Below are 16,633 nucleotides of genomic sequence, written 5' to 3' on the forward strand. Positions count from 1 at the left end.
GTCTACTCCCCGATGACCGGCGGAGCGGTGCGCATGTCGGTCCCGAAGACCTCGTCCGGGTCGCCCTCGACGAGGTACGTCGGACGCTGGTGCTCGGTGTCCTCGTCCCCGTCCGCCTGCTGACCGCGGCCGCCCATGCCGCCGCCCATACCCGGCCCGCCGCGACCGCCGGCGCCACCGCCGAGACCGCCCATACCGCGGCCTGCTGCCGCTTCGGCGGCGCCGATACCGCCGGGGCGCGCCGCGCCGGAAGCGGAGCCCGAACCGGGCGTGGAGCCACCGGCGCCGCTGCCGGGACCGAACCCGCTTCCGCCGCCACCACGGCCGGTGCGGCTGTTGTAGTCCGAGTCGCCCATGCCGCCGCCCATCATGGGTGCCATCGGCATGGGGCTCATCGGCATCGCGGTGTTGTTGTTGGGGCCGGGGGTGCTGATCGGCGCCGGCGTGTTCTGGAAGCCGGACGGCGTCGTCCCCGACGGGATGCTGCCGGAACCCGTGCTGCTGCCGGGGCCGGGGAGGTTGGGCGTGCCGTAGCCGCCGCCACCGCCTCCACCGCCGCCGTTACCCCCGCCGCCACTGCCGGGCGGGATGTAGGTGTTGCCGGGGTTGTTGGAGCCAGGTGTGTTCGAGCCCGGCGGAACCTGGTAGATGTCGCTCCGGTCGCCGGTCCCGCCGCCACCGCCGACACCGAACTTCGGCGGCTCCGCGAACGCCGGCTGCTTCGACGCGGCGTCGTACAGCGCCTTGTCGTAGCTGTGCATGGCGGAGGCCGCTTGGGTGTGCGCTTCCTGGCTGTCCTGCTGCTTCTGGATGGACTTGTCGATGTTCTCGCCGAGGTTGAACGGGTTCGACGTCATCCACCCCCCGACCTCTTCCTTCCAGTTGAAGGGGATCGGTTTGGGCATCGTGTTCTTCACGGTGGAAGCCGCGGTGCCCTGGTCGTAGATCGTCTCGGACGCGAGCTTGGCGTTCTGGGAGTTCGTCTCGGACCATTTGCTGAGGCTCTTGAAGTAGCCCTGCGCGTTGCCCGCCGCGTCGCCTTCCCAGGTGCCCTGCGACGAGGTGACCGCCTTGTCCATGGTCTTCGAGAAGGTGTCGAAGGCCTTGGACAGGTCGTGGTACGCCGTGGAGACCTGGGTGACCTGCTCGACGTTCAGATCCGTGTTGACGAACTGTTCGAGCTTCTCGTGGTCGTAGCCCTGGTAGTCCGCGTTCGACGGCTCCAAGCCTTCGACGTACTGGACGTCGCCGTTCTTGGTCAGCTGGTCGACGTTCTTGTCGCCGACCTCCTGCGACTGCTGATTGGCCTTCCCGGAGGCGATGAACCGGTTGACCGCGCCGAACAGCCAGCCGTCACTGGGGTCGACGCCCTCCTGTGCCTTCTGCTGGTAGTACGCGTCGCGAGCCGCCGGCGAAAGGTCGGAGACCTGCTGCTCGGTCAGGTTCGGTGTCTTGGTGGTCATCCTGGTTCCCCCTTAGCCCTTCGGAAGCTTCGGTTCGACGATGTCGGCGACCTTCTCGGCGATCCCGCAGGCCTTTTCGGCGTCGTCGGCCGCGACCAGGAGATCGACCCGTGCGGCCGGGCCGAGTTCGAGCGCCATCAGGCACCCTCCCGGGGGCCTGGGCGCGAGGACCGCCTTGCGTCCGTTGACGTTGCCGGTGGTCTTGCCGTTGCCGGAGTCGCTCACCGTGTCGAGACCCTGGGTGTCGCGGACACCGACACCGATCGAGAGGGTCTCCGAGGCTGTCGCCGCCTCTTTGTTCAGCGTGCAGAGCCGGGCTCCGCCCGCGTTTTCGTTCGTCGGCGGCTTGAAGGTCCCGTAGGACGCCAGGTCCGCCGCGCTGACGAGCGAACACGGGTCGATCGACGCGGTGTCCCCGCCGGAGGTGGGCGCGGCGCTCGAAGCGCTCGACTGCGCCGGAGGAGCCGACGGCGCGGGACTGGCGCTGCCCGGCTTCTCGCTGGAGCACGCGGCCAGTACCAGGGCGGCCGCGGCGAGCGGCAGCACGCAGAGTTTCTTCATCGTCCCTCAGGCCTGAATCTTCTTGGTGGCGTCGATCGCGCGGTCTTCGACGTCCTTGTACAGTCCGGCGGCCCTGGCCAGCGCCTCGTCGGCGTCCTTGACCACCTGCTCGAACTGCCCGATGATCGCGCTCGCGGAGTTGGCGGACTGGGCGGCGCCCTTGTGGTCGTGGGCGGCGACGGCCTTGCCGTACGGGTGCCCGCCCAGCTGCGGGGCCTCGTTCAGCGCCATGGTCTTGATCTTCAGCGCGCCGAGCTCTTCCGACATGTTCGCGAGCGCCTCACGGAGGGGCTTGACGCCTTCCTCGGTGATCTTGAAGCCGCCGCTCTTCGCGGCCGCCACCAGCTTCTGGGTTTCGGCGCTGACCTTGGCGATCGCGGCCTGGTTCAGGCCACCCGCCTCCACGTACTTGGCCGCCGCCCCCATGGCGGAGCCGATCGAGAAGTCCGGTGCCGCCTGTCCGCCGTCCGCTTCGAAAGCCATCGCCCGCCCCACTGCATCGTCTGCTCGCCCGTGCGTTCCGCCCGGAAGTCTACTAGCCGGGCACTCAGCGCAACGGTGATTCCCCGATCACCGGAGATCCCACCGGAACTGTGACGAAACGGGCGTCACGCCGGTTCCCGACGGTTCAGAACTGGCCTTCGAGCTGGGCGTACAGCTGCTGCGCGATCCTCGCGTTGTCGGCGGGAGCGTAGGTCAGCCAGCTTTGCCCGTCGGTCGCCTGGCGCGAAGTCATCATGAACCGGCCCGCTTCGGTGTCGAACCACGCCAGCGGCGGGAAGGCCTGGCCGCCGCGGATGAACACGCTGAACTGGCCCACTCGCTTCATCGGCTTCTCGAAGATCCGCTCCACGTGCCGCTGCTGGGGATTCGACCCGTGGGAACGGGGCCCGCTGACCTGGGCGAAGGGGTCGTACGTGTCGTCGTTCCGAGGGCGCTTCGGCGCGCTCACCGGCTTCGCGATGGTGACCGACTGGCCGGGGCCCGCCGGGGTGAGCGGCAGGAGGTCGACGATCGACGCGACGATCGCGGTCGGCCTGGTCTCCTCGAACACGAGCAGGTTCTCGTCCTGGCGCACGAGGACCGCGAACTGCCCGTTCGTCGCCGCCCGCGCGAACAGCTGCTTGTCGTCGTCCATCTGCGCGACCGTCCAGACCGCGAGCTGCGGGGTGACGAACGTGGCGAGCGCGAGTTCGACGTCGGCGTCGAGCCTGCCGCCGCGCATCATGCCGCGGCCTTCGAGGTCGCGGAAGACGGCCTCGCGCACCATCGCGCGCTGATCGGTCGTCGTGCCGATGTGCGGGACCTCGAACGGGACCGGCGCCGGACCGAACCGGCCGTGTTCGAGCAGGATGTCCACCGCCGCCAGCGACAACGAGAACGAATGCGGCATCGCCATTTCCCCCCGCGGGTGTCTTGTTCGTCGGGATGAACGTAGTCCACCCGCCCGATACGCCCGCAGCGAACCCGCTTGCCCGGCCGTGATCAAGGCTGGTGCCATGGATTCATGGCAGACCAGAAACCCGCGCTCGTCCTTCATCTCGTCGCCGGCGGCGAGCCGCTGCTCTTCGCGCTCACGGCGGAGGAAACCGAACGGCTGACCAAGGATCTCTCGCATTTCGTCCGCACCGGCGCGGTACAGACGATCCAGACGAGGGACGGCTCCGAGGTGGCGATCAACTTCTCCCACGTCGCCGCCGCCTACATCGACGACCTCAACCGCAAGACGCGGGTGTTCGGCCTCCACTAGGCCGCGTCCTGCGGGAAGTGGCTTTCCGGACGAGCCACTGGGGGTGTCGTCCGACGAGTACCGACGTGCTGCCGGTGGCCACGACCAGCGCGCCCGCGGCCCGGAATTGCGCATCCTCGCGCGGGTCGTGAGTGATAAAGAGCGTTCTAACCCTCCTTACCACTCACGACCCCTTGGCGAAACCGTCCCGAAGAGCCGAGCCAAACGTCAGGAAAGGGTCGTTCAGGACGAAAAACGTCCTGAACGACCCTTTCCTGACACTTTGAGCGAAGCAGACTACAGCTTGTAGAGGCGCTTCCAGTTGTCCCGCGAGGTCAGCTCGGGCATGGCGCGCTTGTACTGCTCCTGCACCGCCGCGCCTTCCTTGCGGAGCCGCTGGATCACCTTCGCGCCGCGGCGCGCCAGGTCGAACATCTTCGCGCGGTCGTACGAGCGGACCCGCACGCCTTCCTGCGAAGCGTCGGTGACGACGGCGGTGTCGAAGGTCGCGACGTGCCACCAGTGGGCCTCGTCGATCGGGATCGCGCCGAGCGAGTGACGGCTGCGGCCGAGCACCCGGTCGAGGATCCGCTTGATCAGCACCAGGCGCTGCATGCTGGGCCGCGGCGCGCTGTTGATGATGCCGATGTCGTTCGACGCGATACCCGGGACGTCGGTGGCCTTGTGCCGTTTGGTCTCGGGGTACTCGTCGCGGATCCGGCGGATCTCCTTCATCGCGGCGACGCCGCCGTCACGCAGGACCTCCGGCCCCTCGAGGAAGTCCTCGACGGCCTTGATCAGCGTGGCGGACAGGCCGTACTGCATGCCGAGCAGATACCGGACCAGCTGCGCGATGAGCACGCGCGAGAGCAGGTTCAGGTTGAACGGCGAGTGCAGCGCGGCGGTGATGATCGAGTTCCGCAGGTTGAAGTAGCGGTGCCACTCGTCCCAGTCCTTCCAGTGGAAGTCGGCGTGCCAGACGCCGGCGCCCGGAAGGGTGACCGTCGGGAAGCCGGCTCCCCGCGCGCGGTAGCTGTACTCCGCGTCGTCCCACTGGAAGAAGAACGGCAGCGGGTAGCCCGTGGCCTTGACGACCTCGTACGGGATCAGGCACGACCACCAGCCGTTGTACCCGGCGTCGAGGCGGCGTTCCTGGCGGTTCGGCTTGAGGGTCTCCTCGTCGACGCCGAGCAGGTCGGCGGTCGAGAGGGAGTGCTGCACCGGCTGACCGGGCTCCAGCGTGTTCAACCGGGCGTATTCGGCGCCGACGTGCAGCTGGTTCGGGTGCAGCAGGTTCAGCATCTGCCCGCCGACGATGACCGGGTTGACCGTGCGGTTGGAGAACGCGGTCATCCGGATCACCAGATCCGGCTCCAGCAGCACGTCGTCGTCCATGAACAGGACGTTCGCGTGCTCGGTCTCGGTGTGCCCGGCGACCTCGTAGAGGCCGCGGGTGAAGCCGCCGGCGCCGCCGAGGTTCGGCTGCTTGATGTAGTGCAGCTTGTCGCCGAGGTCCTTGGAGACCTGCTCGAAGCCGTCCCGCGACTCGACGAGGTCGGTGCCCTGGTCGGCGACGTAGATCGCGTCGAGCGTCTCCAGCGAGGAGACGTCGGCGGCGAGCGCCTGGAGGTTCGACAGGCAGTCGTCGGCGCGGTTCATCGTGCAGATGGTCACCGCGGTCGGGCGGATCTTCTCCGGCGCTTCGACCGTCCAGCGGACGTTCTCGACCCGCAGCGACTGGCCGCCTTCGGTCTCGAGGTCGAGCCAGAGCGCGCCGCCGTCGTAGAACTTGTCGAGCTTCGCGGTGAGCGTCACCTTCTGCTGCTTCGCGCCCTTGACGATCTCGGCGGCGACCACGCGGGCGTCGCCCTCGATGTCGGAGGCGCCGACGGACAGCTGGCCGTCACCGGTGACGACGGCCTCGACCTGGACCTCGGTCACATCGGTCCAGCGCTGCCAGTAGCTCGCGGGGAAGCGGCCGAAATAGGTGTTGCCGGACACCTTCGACGCCGGCTCGATGGCGATGGCCGCACGCTCGCGCACGGCGGTGCCCCATTCGAGCTCGGCGTAGAGGTCTTTGCTGACGATGGGGGCCGGGCCGGCATAGAGCCCGCGCTGCGCGGTGAGACGGCCCTGCGGGGTGCGTTCCGCGAAGCGGGTGTCGTCGACAGTGCTCACCATGGCGCTCGGGGCCTCTCCGGTGACGGCGGCTTTACCGGGCATGAATCCTCAGTTCTCCTCTTTGCTGGTGGCGGTGGCGCGGGGCTCACGGAAGACGACCCACTTGAGCATGACGAAATTGATCATGGTCGCGGTTGCCTGCGAAACGACCCAACCGAAGGTGGCCTTCCAGGCCGACTCCGGCAGGACGTGCAGCATCGTGCGGTTGACGCCGACGGCGACGAGGAACGTCACGGCGTACAGGGCCACGAAGCTACCGATCTGACGCGCACCCTCCTGGCGTCCACCGGCGAAGGTGAACTTGCGGTTCAGGAAGAAGGCGGTCGTGGTGCCCACGATGAAGCTGAGCGCGCGAGCGACGTCCACCCACGGCGTCGTGTCCATTCCGAGGGCGCGAAGCCCCTGGTAGACACCGAAATCGACCAGGGCGCAGAAGCCGCCGATGAGGCCGAAGCGGATGAGCTGCCCGAGCAGCCCAGGAGAGGACGGCGCTGCTGCCGTCACGCCGGCTTTCGGGTCGGTCGCCACCACTGCTCTACCTCATAAACTGCTGGGGCTGGTGCGCAAAGTGTAGAAGCGAGCACTTCAGGGTCACGTTCCGGGCATTGTTCGGCGTGGTTACCCTGGTCGGCGTGACCCAAGCACCCAAGACACAGCGGCAGTCGCTCATGGGCTGGGCAAGGACGTCGCCGACCATCGCGGACGTCCTGAGCACCCCCGACGTGGAGGCCATCGCCCGCGCGGTGACACAGGCCGGGGAACGCGGGGTCATCGCGCGTGGTCTCGGCCGCTCCTACGGCGACCCGGCGCAGAACGCGGGCGGCCTGGTCGTCGACATGACCGCGCTGGACCGCATCCACTCGATCGACCCGGATTCCGGCATCGTCGACCTCGACGCGGGCGTCAGCCTCGACAAGCTGATGCGCGAGGGCCTGCCGTACGGCCTGTGGGTGCCGGTGCTGCCGGGGACGCGCCAGGTCACCATCGGCGGCGCGATCGCCAACGACATCCACGGCAAGAACCACCACTCGGCGGGCAGCTTCGGCAACCACGTGGTGTCGATGGACCTGATCACCGCCGACGGGCAGGTGCGCACGCTCACGCCGGACGGCCCCGACGCGGAGCTGTTCTGGGCGACCGTGGCCGGTATCGGCCTGACGGGCATCATCGTCCGCGCCAAGATCCGGATGACGAAGACCGAGACGGCCTACTTCAAGGCCGACATCCAGCGCACGGCGAACCTCGACGAGACCCTCGCGCTGGTCACCGACGGTTCCGAGGCCAACTACACGTACTCGTCCGGCTGGTTCGACTCGATCTCCAGGGGCTCGAAGCTCGGCCGCGCGGCCTTCCAACGCGGCTCGCTCGCCAAACTGGACGAACTGCCGCCCAAGCTGCGGACCGATCCGCTCAAGTTCAACCCGGGCACGCTGGCCACCCTGCCGGACGTGTTCCCGAACGGGCTGGCGAACAAGCTGTCGTTCTCGGCGATCGGTGAGCTGTACTACCGCAAGACCGCGAAGAACGCGCGCGACCAGATCCAGAGTCTGACCGCGTTCTATCACCCGCTCGACCTGTTCGGCGAGTGGAACCGCGCGTACGGCTCCAAGGGTTTCCTGCAGTACCAGTTCAGCACGCCGCTGAACGCGCACGAGCCGCTGCGCCGGATCATCCAGAAGGTCGCGGACTCCGGGCACGTGTCGTTCCTCAACGTGTTCAAGCAGATGGGCGAGGGCAACGCGGCGCCGCTGTCGTTCCCGCACCCCGGCTGGATGGTCTGCCTCGACTTCCCGATCAAGGACGGGCTGAGCCGGTTCTGCCAGGAGCTCGACGAGGACGTCCTCGCGATCGGCGGCCGTCTGTACACGGCGAAGGACTCGCGCACCTCCGCGGAGAACTTCGCGAGGATGTACCCGCGGCTCGAGGAATGGCGCAAGGTCCGCGCTTCCGTTGACCCCGAAGGCGTTTTCGCCTCTGACATGTCCCGAAGGTTGGAACTGTGATCGACGCTGTGGGCAACCCCCAGTCCCTGCTGCTGCTCGGCGGCACCTCCGACATCGCGCTCGCGATCGCGGAGAAGTACCTGGCCGAGAAGCCCCTCCGGGTCGTGCTGGCCGGACGCCGATCCCCGCGGCTCGACGCGGCCGCTCAGCGGCTGAAGGACAAGGGCGCCGAAGTCTCCACTGTGGACTTCGACGCGAAGGACATGGAATCGCACCCGGCCGTGCTGGACAAGGCGTTCGAGGGTGGCGACATCGACGTCACCGTCGTGGCGTTCGGCCTGCTCGGCGACCAGGAAGAGCTGTGGCAGGACCACGCGAAGGCCGTCGAGGCGGCGACCGTGAACTACACGGCCGCGGTTTCGGTGGGGGTCGCGCTGTCGAACAAGCTCAAGAAGCAGGGACACGGCAAGGTCATCGCGCTGTCGTCGGTCGCCGGTGAGCGGGTCCGCCGGTCGAACTTCGTCTACGGCTCCACGAAGGCCGGTTTCGACGGCTTCTACCTGGGCCTCGGCGAGGCCCTGTCCGAGTTCGGCGTACAGATCACCGTCGTCCGCCCCGGGCACGTGAAGACCAAGATGACCGAAGGGCTCAAGGACGCCCCGCTGGCGCAGACCGCCGAGCAGGTCGCCGAGATCGCCGTGAGCGCCTCGCGCGCGGGCAAGGAACTGGTGTGGGCGCCCGCGCCGTTCCGCCTGGTCATGTCGGCCCTGCGGCACGTGCCCCGGCCGATCTTCCGGAAACTGCCGATCTAGCGGGCGGGCAGCAGGTACAGCTTCTGCGTGCCCATCCAGGGCGAGCTGATCGTCCAGGTCGCCAGCGCGTTCGGCGGTGGCGACTTCCGGGTCGTGACCAGCACGAGATCCGGTGTCGCGGGCGGGACGCTGTGGTCGAAGAACCGGAAGTTCGCCTCCAGCAACGCCTTGCCGAGATCGCTGCTGCGGTTCTTCGTCTCGACGATCGCCGGGTCGACGGAGCCGCGGTCGGAGAACTGGTCGACGATGTCGCAATCGCAGGAGTACGCGAGCGCGCCGACCTCGCCGGCGCTCTCCACCTTGCGTCCCTTGGTCAGTTCGCCCAGTTGCGCGCCGATCGCGCGGTACTCGTCGGACGCGGCGTGGTTGCTGGTGATGGGCGCGAACCGGCGCGGCAGTTCGGGAGCCGCGTAGGCGACGGCGCTCACGAGGAGGAACGCGCCCGCGAGGATCCCCGCGCCGAGCCGCGCACGGCCGGGCACAGCGGAGGCCCCGGCGGCGAGGAAGACCGTCGCGCCGATGATGCTGGGCGCGTAGTACCAGTGGTACGGCGGGACGTTCAGCCAGCAATAGGCCAGGTAGTGCGCCGCGCCGGCGATGGCGAGGGTGGCGAACGGCAGCAGCCGCTTCGCCCGCTCCGAACCGCGCCGGAAGTGGAGTGTCCACAGTAGACCGGCGAGCGCGCCGATCACGAGCGGCAGGAAGGAAAGAGTCGCCGCCACCGGGAAGTTGCGCAGGTACAGCAGCGGGCCGTTGGTGAAACTGAACGGCCCCCACGAGCGCTGCATGATCTTGATGACCAGCGTGTCCGGCACCGCCGAACCCAGCACCAGCCAGCTGAACAGGAACCACGGCAGCATCACCCCGAGCGCGGCGAACGTCATTCGCCAGATGCCCACCCAGAATTCGCGGCGTCCGAGGAACAGGACGAACGCGATCAGCAACAGGTCGATCCGGATCAGCGCGATCAGGCCGATCACCGCGCCCGCGGCGGCGGGACGGCGTTCGTGCAGGAAGACCATCGACCAGACGACGGCGGTCGCGCCGAGGGCGACTTCGAGCCCGACCGACGACAGCAGCAGCGGATTCACCAGCAGCATGCCCAGCGCCAGCGGGGCGAACCAGCCGGGGAGACCGGACGCGGCGCCGATCCGGCGCAGGCCGAGGACGAGCGCCACCTGGCTCGCGACGAAGACGATCCCCGCGGCGAAGACGGCGTCCCGCACGATGAAGGTGACGAGCGCCAGCACGAGGACGTTCAGCGGCGAGGTCGCGGTGTTGGCGGTGCCTTCTTCGATCAGGCCCCAGTGGCCGTGGAAGGCGAGGTTCTTCGCGTACGAGAGCGTGATGTACGTGTCGTCGATCAAATGCCCGCTGACCAGCACGAACACCAGTGCCGAAGCGACCGCCGCCCCGGCCGGGAGCACCCAGGGGCGGGTAAGGACGGCGGCTCCCGGCAGCGCACCGGGAGCCTGGGGCAGATCAGCGGAGGCGCTTCGCATCACGAACACCGTACACGGCGGCGTGATGATTCCGTTATCTACCCGCCGTGGGACTCGTCACGCCACCCGCGGTCGCCATGGCCGTCACGGAAGTCCCGGTGCATGCCGGGACCGCCCGGACCACGGTGTTCGCGGGAGATACCGGGCCGCCGATCACCGTCGCGGGAGGCCAGTCCGACGGCGGTGCCGATGATCCCGCCGCCGAGGATGAAGCCCAGGGCGCCGACCGCGACCAGCTGCGTCGCGCGGTGCCCGGCGAACCGGCGGAATCCGCCCTTCTTCGGCGGAGCCTGCGTCTTCGGGGTCTCGTCCGCCACCAAGGGCTGCTCGACCGTCTTGTCCTCGTCTTCGGACGGCCGCTGCGGGTCAGTCATCTTTCGCTCCTCAAGGTGATGGGGGCGGGCGCAGTGCCCGCCCCCATCACCGAGGATGCGTGCGCATCCTGTGGATGCGCTGTGTCCGAGCTGTCGATCAGAGATAGAACGACAGGAACAGCGTGACGACCCAGCTCGCGCCGAGCACCTGGAGCACGCGGTCCTTGAGCGCGATCTCCTCCGGCTCGCCCGCGTTGCCGCCGTCGACGTCGACGGCGTACCGCAGGACGGCCACCACGAACGGGACCATCGAGACCACGGCCCAGACCGAGTCGTGCTCGACCTGGCGGATCTCGAACGCCCACAGGCAGTACGACATGATCAGGATCGCCGCGGACGTCGCCCAGACGAACCGCAGGTAGCTCGCCGAGTACTTCTTGAGCGAAGACCGGATCTTCGCGCCCGTGCGCTCGAAGAGCATGATCTCGGCGTAGCGCTTGCCCGCCACCATGAACAGCGAGCCGAACGCGGTGACCAGCAGGAACCACTGCGAAAGCGCGATACCGGCGGCGACACCACCGGCGATCGACCGCATCAGGAAGCCCGAGCCGACGATGGCCAGATCGACCACCGGCTGGTGCTTGAGCCCGAAGCAGTAGCCGAGCTGGACGGCCTCGTAGACCGCGAGCACGACCGCGAGCTGCCAGCTGGCGAGGAACGAGATGCCGAGGCCCGCCGCGAAGAACACGGCCGCCGCGACGAACGCCACCGGCACCGGCACGATCCCGGCCGCGATGGGCCGGTTCCGCTTGGTCGGATGGGCCCGGTCGGCCTCGACGTCGATCGCGTCGTTGATGAGATAGACCGAGGAGGCCACCAGCGAGAACGCCGCGAAGGCGATCAGCGCGGCGATCAGCAGGCCGGTCCGGTCCGTCGACTTCGAAAAGGCGAAGAACGGAGCGGCGAACACCAGCACGTTCTTCACCCACTGGCGCGGGCGTGCCGTCTTGATGATGCCGCCGACGAGACCGCCGGCGACCTTCTTCGGTTCGGCGGCCTCGGCCACGGGTTCTACGTCGTCGGGCTTGGAATCGGCCTTCTCGGTCGTCTCACTCATCGTCGCTTCAGCTTCCTACGTATCAGGCCGCCGACTACGCCCCCTAGGGCCGCTCCGGCCAGAACGTCGGTTGGGTAGTGAACGCCGAGCACCAGCCTGGAGGCCAGCATCGGCGGTACCAGGGCCGGGACCAGGTTACGCCCGGTCAATCCGGAGTAGAGCACCGCCGCCGCCGTAGTCGAGGTCGCGTGCGAGGACGGGAAGCTCAGTTTGCTCGGCGTGGAGACCAGGACCTCGACGCTCGGGTGGTCCGGGCGGGGCCGCCTGACCACGCGTTTCACCGCGATGGAGGCGGCGTGGGCGCCGACGACGCCGGCCGCCGCGACCAGCCAGTCCTTGCGGCGCTTCTTGTCGACCGCCGCCCCGACGAGCCCCAGCGCGAACCATCCCGCGCTGTGCTCGCCGAAGTGCGAAAGACCCCGAGCCGCCTTGACCGTCACGTCACTCTTCAGGACGCCCTGTGCCTTCGCGAGAACCGCCACCTCGCCGGTGGGCGCGCCCTTCTCAAGCATCGAGGGACCCGTCGATAGGCGCGCCATCGGTCAGGTGCGGCGCGATCTTGTTCTCGAACGCGGTCAGCGCCGAGCCGATGGCCATGTGCATGTCGAGGTACTTGTAGGTGCCCAGCCGCCCGCCGAACAGGACGTTGCGCTCCTTGGCCTCGTTCTTCGCCAGCTCGCGGTAGGCCTCGAGCTTCTCGCGGTTGTCCGGGGTGTTGATCGGGTAGTACGGCTCGTCGGCCTCGCCGGCGAACCGGGAGTACTCGCGGAACACGACCGTCTTGTCGTTCGGGTAGTGCTTGCGCTCCGGGTGGAAGTGCCGGAACTCGATGATCCGGGTGTAGGGCACTTCTTCGTCGTTGTAGTTGACCACCGAGGTGCCCTGGAAGTCTCCCGTCTCGACGACCTCGGACTCGAAGTCCACGGTGCGCCAGGTGAACCGGCCCGCGGAGTAGTCGAAGTAGCGGTCGAGCGGACCCGTGTAGACGGTCGGGGTGCCGGCCGGGATGTGCTCGCGGACGTCGAAGTAGTCGACGTTCAGCCGGACCTCGATGTTCTCGTGCTCGGCCATCTTCTCGAGCCACGCGGTGTAGCCGTCGACCGGCAGGCCCTCGTAGGTGTCGTTGAAGTACCGGTTGTCGAAGGTGTAGCGGACCGGGAGCCGGGTGATGATGTCGGCGCCGAGGTTCTTCGGGTCGTTCTCCCACTGCTTGGCCGTGTAACCACGGATGAACGCCTCGTACAACGGGCGGCCGACCAGCGAGATCGCCTTCTCTTCGAGGTTCTGCGCGTCCGCGGTGTCGAACTCCGAAGCCTGCTTCGCGATCAGCTCACGGGCCTCGTCCGGCGTGTGCGACTTGCCGAAGAACTGGTTGATGAGCGCCAGGTTCATCGGGAACGAGTAGACCTGGTCCTTGACCCGCGCGAACACGCGGTGCTGGTAGTTCGTGAACTCGGTGAAGCGGTTGACGTACTCCCACACCCGCTTGTTCGACGTGTGGAACAGGTGCGCACCGTAGCGGTGCACCTCGATTCCGGTCTCCGGCTCGGCCTCGGAGTAGGCGTTGCCACCGATGTGGTGACGCCGTTCCAGCACGAGGACCTTCTTGCCGAGCTCGGCCGCGGCCCGTTCGGCGACGGTCAGCCCGAAGAATCCGGACCCGACCACGATGAGGTCGTAGCCGGTGAAATCGGCTTCAGTAATCTTGTCGGGGTTCGTGTGCGCGCTCACGGGCGTCGAGGGTACGCACGTCGACTCCGTGCCCTGCAGCGAGCACCGGTTTTCACCTTCGACAGACACATTTAGGAAGCAGTGCCTACTCCGGACACCTTCTGGTCGTACTTCGGTGCGACCCTCACCTACCTGGCCGTCCTGGCGGTCCCTGGCGGGCTCGTCGGCCGGGCCGCGGGCCTGCGTGGCTGGGCCCTGGCGGGCCTGGCCCCGCTGCTGTCCTACACGGTAACCGGACTGGCCGGTCCGTGGCTGGCACTCGCCGGTGTGTCGTACAACCCGCTGACCGTGGCGGGCGTCACGGCCGTGCTCGCCGGGATCGGCTTCGGCCTGCGGAAGCTGGGGCAGGCGCGCGGCTGGATCAAGCCGGGCGCCGAGGAACCTCCGACGAAGTGGCACCCGCGCGCGCATTACGCCGTCGCGGCCTGCGTCGCGCTGGCCGTGGGGATCTCGATCCTCGTGGTGCTCTCGGCCCGAGGCGGGACGACGGCGGTGTTCCAGCGCTGGGACACCGTGTTCCACGCGAACGGCATCCGCTACATCGCCGAGACCGGCGACGGCTCGCTGACCGGGATGGGCACCGTCAACTGGTACCCGGACGGCTCGTTCTACCCGAACGCGTATCACCTGGTTGGCTCGCTCGTGTACTCGATTTCGGGCACGACGATCCCGGTCACGCTCAACGCCATCACCATGCCGGTCGCCGGCGTCTTCGCGCTGTCCATGGTCGCGCTGATCCGCCAGCTCGGCGGGCGGGCGGTGTTCGCGGGCTGCACGGCCCTGGTGGCCGCGGCGGCCACCACCGGCGCGTACGAGTCGGTGTCCAGCGGGCTGCTGCCGTTCGCGCTCGGGATCGTGCTGACGCCGCTGGCCGTGGTCGCGCTGGCCCGCTTCCTCGCGCGGCCCGGCTTCGACACCGGCTACGTGCTCGCGCTGACCGCGGTCGGCCTGCTGGCCGCGCACTCGTCGGCGCTGTTCGGCGCGCTGCTGTTCGCCTTCCCGCTGGTGGTGCAGCGCTGGTACCGCGCGCTGCGGCACAAACCGCTCGACGGGGTGCCGGAAGGCCGTGGCGGCTGGCGGGTGATCGGCGGCGACGTCGTCAAGATGGTGCCGGTGATGGTGGGCAGCGGCCTGCTCGCGGCGCCGCACATCCTCGGCGCCCTGAAATTCACTTCGGGTTCATACCCTTATTACGCGTGGGGCTCCGACCTGCCGGTCGTGAAGTCGCTCGGGCTGCTGGTGACGTTCCGGCAGGTGCTGAGCGCCCCGCAGGTGTGGCTGACGGTGCTGCTGGTGATCGGCGTGCTCAGCCTGTTCCGGCTCGGCCGGATGCGCTGGGTCGGTCTCTCGGCGATCGGCTTCTCGGCGCTGTTCGTGCTGGTCGCGTCGTTCGGCGCCGAGCCGTGGGTGATCTCGCTGTCGCGGCCGTGGTGGAACGATCGGTACCGCCTGATGGCGCTCGCCGCGATCCCGCTGTGCCTGCTGGCCGGGCACGGCATGGCGGAGCTGCAGCGCTGGTTCGCGAAGTGGGCGAGCGGGCGCTCCTGGGTGAAGAGCCGTCCCGCGCTGCCCGCCCGGCTGGGGCTGGCGACCGCCGTGTTCATCGTGGCCGCGTCGGCCGTGCTGACCAAGGGCTTCTACACCGAGTCGAACGCGCACGCGGTGTCGTTCCTGTACTACAACGGGCCCGAGGGCGAGGTCACGCCGCCGGTCAGCGCCGACGAGCTCGCCGCGATGAACGAGCTGACCAAGATGAACATCGGACCGGACGAGAAGGTGCTCAACGAGCGCTTCGACGGGACGGCCTGGCTGTACGCGATCACCGGTATCCATCCGGTCGCCGGGCACTACGACCCGGGCGTGCCACCGCCGGACGCGAAGTACCTGGCGCTGCACTTCCGCGACTACGACACCGACCCCGAGGTGCGGGCCGCGGTGCGGCGGCTGAACATCAAGCACGTGCTGATCGGGAGCACCCCGATCAAGATCGGTGAGCCGCCGGCACCGGGGCTGCGGGATCTGGACGGTCTGGGCTTCCTGCGGAAGGACTTCTCCAACGCGGGCGCTTCGATCTACACCCTGACGCGCTGAAGGACGCTTTCACCGCATGTGACGTGGTGAAAGCGCCCTTCGCCGCGTCGCATGCGGTGAAGGACGCTTTCGGCCCCCTACGGAAAAGGCTCGCGTGGTCGCGGACTGCCCCTGCCGCGACCACGCGAGCCTCAGTCCCCCATTCACCCCCGGGGTGACCCATGAGGGGCAGCCGTCACCGGCCGCGCCCACTCGCTGTACTTGTCTGTCAGACGACCAGGGGGCGGAACCGGTTTACCGGCCCCGCCAACGTCACCCGATCGGCCTAAGAACTTCTTCCCTGGAGTACCGGGAGTACGTCGCCGGCGACCTCTTCGAGGGTCGACTCACGGCCGACGTAGTAGTCCCCGGACCGCGGCCAGTGAGTGACGATGTCGGTGAAGCCGAGTTCCCCGGCCCGCCCGGCGGCGTCGGTGAACGCGCTCACGCTGGAGAGCGAGAAGACCGGCGCCGCGTCGAGGCTGAGGAACCGCTGCACGCTCGCCTTGTCCCTGCCCACGACGTCGAGCCGCTCGTCGAAGGTCTTCACGAGTTCCGCGACGCCCTTCCACCACTCGTCCTGGGTGTCCGCCTTGACGCCGGTGGTGGCCCAGCCCGCGCCGAAGCGCGCGGCGAGCGTCATCGTGCGCGGGCCGTTCGCGGCCACCAGGAACGGCAAGCGCGGCCGCTGCACGCAGCCAGGCTGGTTCCGCGCGCCCTTGGCCCGGTAGTACTCGCCCTCGAAGTCGAAGCCGTCGGTCATCAGCAGCCCGTCGAGCGCTTCGACGAACTCGGCGAAGCGGTCGGTGCGCTGTTTGACCGACAGTTCGGGGCCGTCGAGGACGGTCGCGTCGTAGTTGGTGTTCGGGACTCCGGCGCCCACGCCGAGGATGAAGCGGCCGTCGGAGATGTCGTCGAGGGTGGTCAACTCGCGGGTGAACGGCACTGGGTGCCGCGCGACCGGTGAGGCGACGAAGGTGCCCAGTCTGATCCGTGACGTGACCATGGCGGCCGCCGTCAACGTTGGCATCGCACTGAACCACGGGCCGTCGACGAGGTTCCGCCAGCCGAGGTGGTCGTACGTCCAAGCGTGGTCGAAGCCGTATTCCTCGGCGGCCCGCCATTTCGGCTCGGCCGCCCACCAACGATCTTCCGGAAGGATCACGATGCCTACGCGCACACCGGGAAGGTACTGGTCCAGACCGACACT

At 68.4% G+C, this 16,633-nt stretch carries 16 protein-coding genes; 4 read left to right on the forward strand and 12 right to left on the reverse strand.

All coding sequences use genetic code 11. From position 1 onward, the window contains the following. Positions 1-2: 2 nt before the first annotated feature. The 4 genes from DMH01_RS21750 to DMH01_RS21765 all read right to left on the reverse strand — a co-directional run bounded on the left by DMH01_RS21750 (position 3) and on the right by DMH01_RS21765 (position 3,417). Positions 3-1,463, reverse strand: a complete 1,461-nt coding sequence (locus tag DMH01_RS21750) for a hypothetical protein (protein WP_125679101.1) — start codon at positions 1,461-1,463, stop codon at positions 3-5. Positions 1,464-1,475: 12 nt separating this feature from the next. Continuing rightward, entirely contained in the window at positions 1,476-2,024 is a 549-nt protein-coding gene (locus DMH01_RS21755) for a DUF3558 family protein (protein ID WP_125679102.1), read from the reverse strand. 6 nt (positions 2,025-2,030) lie between these two features. Continuing rightward, entirely contained in the window at positions 2,031-2,507 is a 477-nt protein-coding gene (locus DMH01_RS21760; RefSeq protein ID WP_233621632.1) for a hypothetical protein, read from the reverse strand. A gap of 145 nt (positions 2,508-2,652) precedes the next feature. Continuing rightward, positions 2,653-3,417 carry an ESX secretion-associated protein EspG gene (locus tag DMH01_RS21765; protein ID WP_199745584.1) on the reverse strand — a complete coding sequence of 255 codons (765 nt, stop codon included), beginning with the start codon at positions 3,415-3,417 and terminating at the stop codon, positions 2,653-2,655. A gap of 114 nt (positions 3,418-3,531) precedes the next feature. Here DMH01_RS21765 and DMH01_RS21770 point away from each other — a divergent pair, with 114 nt between their 5' ends. Beyond that, the gene (locus DMH01_RS21770) at positions 3,532-3,774 is read left to right on the forward strand and encodes a hypothetical protein (protein WP_125679105.1); all 243 of its coding nucleotides are present in this window, start codon (positions 3,532-3,534) and stop codon (positions 3,772-3,774) included. 276 nt (positions 3,775-4,050) lie between these two features. Here the strand turns inward: DMH01_RS21770 and DMH01_RS21780 are convergent, their stop codons facing one another. After that, complete coding sequence (locus tag DMH01_RS21780) at positions 4,051-5,976, reverse strand: glycosyltransferase (RefSeq protein WP_125679107.1); 1,926 nt, start codon at positions 5,974-5,976, stop codon at positions 4,051-4,053. A gap of 6 nt (positions 5,977-5,982) precedes the next feature. Beyond that, positions 5,983-6,465 (reverse strand): GtrA family protein, encoded by a 483-nt coding sequence (locus tag DMH01_RS21785; RefSeq protein ID WP_125679108.1) that lies wholly within the window; start codon positions 6,463-6,465, stop codon positions 5,983-5,985. A 101-nt stretch (positions 6,466-6,566) separates the two neighbouring features. Here DMH01_RS21785 and DMH01_RS21790 point away from each other — a divergent pair, with 101 nt between their 5' ends. Then, on the forward strand, positions 6,567-7,937 hold the full coding sequence (locus DMH01_RS21790) for an FAD-binding oxidoreductase (protein WP_125679109.1): 1,371 nt from the start codon (positions 6,567-6,569) through the stop codon (positions 7,935-7,937). After that, a complete protein-coding gene (locus DMH01_RS21795; RefSeq protein WP_125679110.1) occupies positions 7,934-8,689 on the forward strand; it encodes a decaprenylphospho-beta-D-erythro-pentofuranosid-2-ulose 2-reductase in 756 nt (251 codons plus the stop codon). The genes DMH01_RS21790 and DMH01_RS21795 overlap by 4 nt, the downstream gene beginning before the upstream one ends. Here the strand turns inward: DMH01_RS21795 and DMH01_RS21800 are convergent. The 5 genes from DMH01_RS21800 to glf form a co-directional block, all read right to left on the reverse strand. Continuing rightward, positions 8,686-10,191, reverse strand: coding sequence for a hypothetical protein (locus DMH01_RS21800; RefSeq protein ID WP_199745585.1), 1,506 nt, complete (start codon positions 10,189-10,191; stop codon positions 8,686-8,688). The genes DMH01_RS21795 and DMH01_RS21800 overlap by 4 nt on opposite strands. 38 nt (positions 10,192-10,229) lie before the next feature. After that, on the reverse strand, positions 10,230-10,565 hold the full coding sequence (locus DMH01_RS21805; protein ID WP_125679112.1) for a hypothetical protein: 336 nt from the start codon (positions 10,563-10,565) through the stop codon (positions 10,230-10,232). A 97-nt stretch (positions 10,566-10,662) separates the two neighbouring features. Continuing rightward, on the reverse strand, positions 10,663-11,622 hold the full coding sequence (locus DMH01_RS21810; RefSeq protein ID WP_125679113.1) for a decaprenyl-phosphate phosphoribosyltransferase: 960 nt from the start codon (positions 11,620-11,622) through the stop codon (positions 10,663-10,665). Then, positions 11,619-12,134 carry a phosphatase PAP2 family protein gene (locus tag DMH01_RS21815; protein ID WP_037333445.1) on the reverse strand — a complete coding sequence of 172 codons (516 nt, stop codon included), beginning with the start codon at positions 12,132-12,134 and terminating at the stop codon, positions 11,619-11,621. Before DMH01_RS21815 ends, DMH01_RS21810 begins: the two co-directional genes overlap by 4 nt. Then, entirely contained in the window at positions 12,127-13,353 is a 1,227-nt protein-coding gene (glf, locus tag DMH01_RS21820) for a UDP-galactopyranose mutase (RefSeq protein ID WP_125679114.1), read from the reverse strand. The genes DMH01_RS21815 and glf overlap by 8 nt, the downstream gene beginning before the upstream one ends. 81 nt (positions 13,354-13,434) lie before the next feature. On the opposite strand from glf, the gene DMH01_RS21825 reads away from it, so the two are divergent. After that, positions 13,435-15,444 (forward strand): DUF6541 family protein, encoded by a 2,010-nt coding sequence (locus DMH01_RS21825; RefSeq protein WP_125679115.1) that lies wholly within the window; start codon positions 13,435-13,437, stop codon positions 15,442-15,444. 265 nt (positions 15,445-15,709) lie between these two features. On the opposite strand, the gene DMH01_RS21830 is transcribed toward DMH01_RS21825, so the two are convergent. Then, entirely contained in the window at positions 15,710-16,603 is an 894-nt protein-coding gene (locus tag DMH01_RS21830) for an LLM class flavin-dependent oxidoreductase (protein WP_125679116.1), read from the reverse strand. Between the last annotated feature and the right edge of the window lie 30 nt (positions 16,604-16,633).

This window comes from Amycolatopsis sp. WAC 04182 (genome assembly GCF_003947465.1).
Classification (GTDB): domain Bacteria; phylum Actinomycetota; class Actinomycetes; order Mycobacteriales; family Pseudonocardiaceae; genus Amycolatopsis.

Excerpts from the sequence above, each read along its gene's own strand:
- DMH01_RS21750 (WP_125679101.1), bottom strand. The coding sequence starts at position 1,463 with ATGACCACCAAGACACCGAACCTGACCGAGCAGCAGGTCTCCGACCTT.
- DMH01_RS21755 (WP_125679102.1), bottom strand. The coding sequence starts at position 2,024 with ATGAAGAAACTCTGCGTGCTGCCGCTCGCCGCGGCCGCCCTGGTACTG.
- DMH01_RS21760 (WP_233621632.1), bottom strand. The coding sequence starts at position 2,507 with ATGGCTTTCGAAGCGGACGGCGGACAGGCGGCACCGGACTTCTCGATC.
- DMH01_RS21765 (WP_199745584.1), bottom strand. The coding sequence starts at position 3,417 with ATGCCGCATTCGTTCTCGTTGTCGCTGGCGGCGGTGGACATCCTGCTC.
- DMH01_RS21770 (WP_125679105.1), top strand. The coding sequence starts at position 3,532 with ATGGCAGACCAGAAACCCGCGCTCGTCCTTCATCTCGTCGCCGGCGGC.
- DMH01_RS21780 (WP_125679107.1), bottom strand. The coding sequence starts at position 5,976 with ATGCCCGGTAAAGCCGCCGTCACCGGAGAGGCCCCGAGCGCCATGGTG.
- DMH01_RS21800 (WP_199745585.1), bottom strand. The coding sequence starts at position 10,191 with ATGCGAAGCGCCTCCGCTGATCTGCCCCAGGCTCCCGGTGCGCTGCCG.
- DMH01_RS21805 (WP_125679112.1), bottom strand. The coding sequence starts at position 10,565 with ATGACTGACCCGCAGCGGCCGTCCGAAGACGAGGACAAGACGGTCGAG.
- DMH01_RS21810 (WP_125679113.1), bottom strand. The coding sequence starts at position 11,622 with ATGAGTGAGACGACCGAGAAGGCCGATTCCAAGCCCGACGACGTAGAA.
- DMH01_RS21815 (WP_037333445.1), bottom strand. The coding sequence starts at position 12,134 with ATGCTTGAGAAGGGCGCGCCCACCGGCGAGGTGGCGGTTCTCGCGAAG.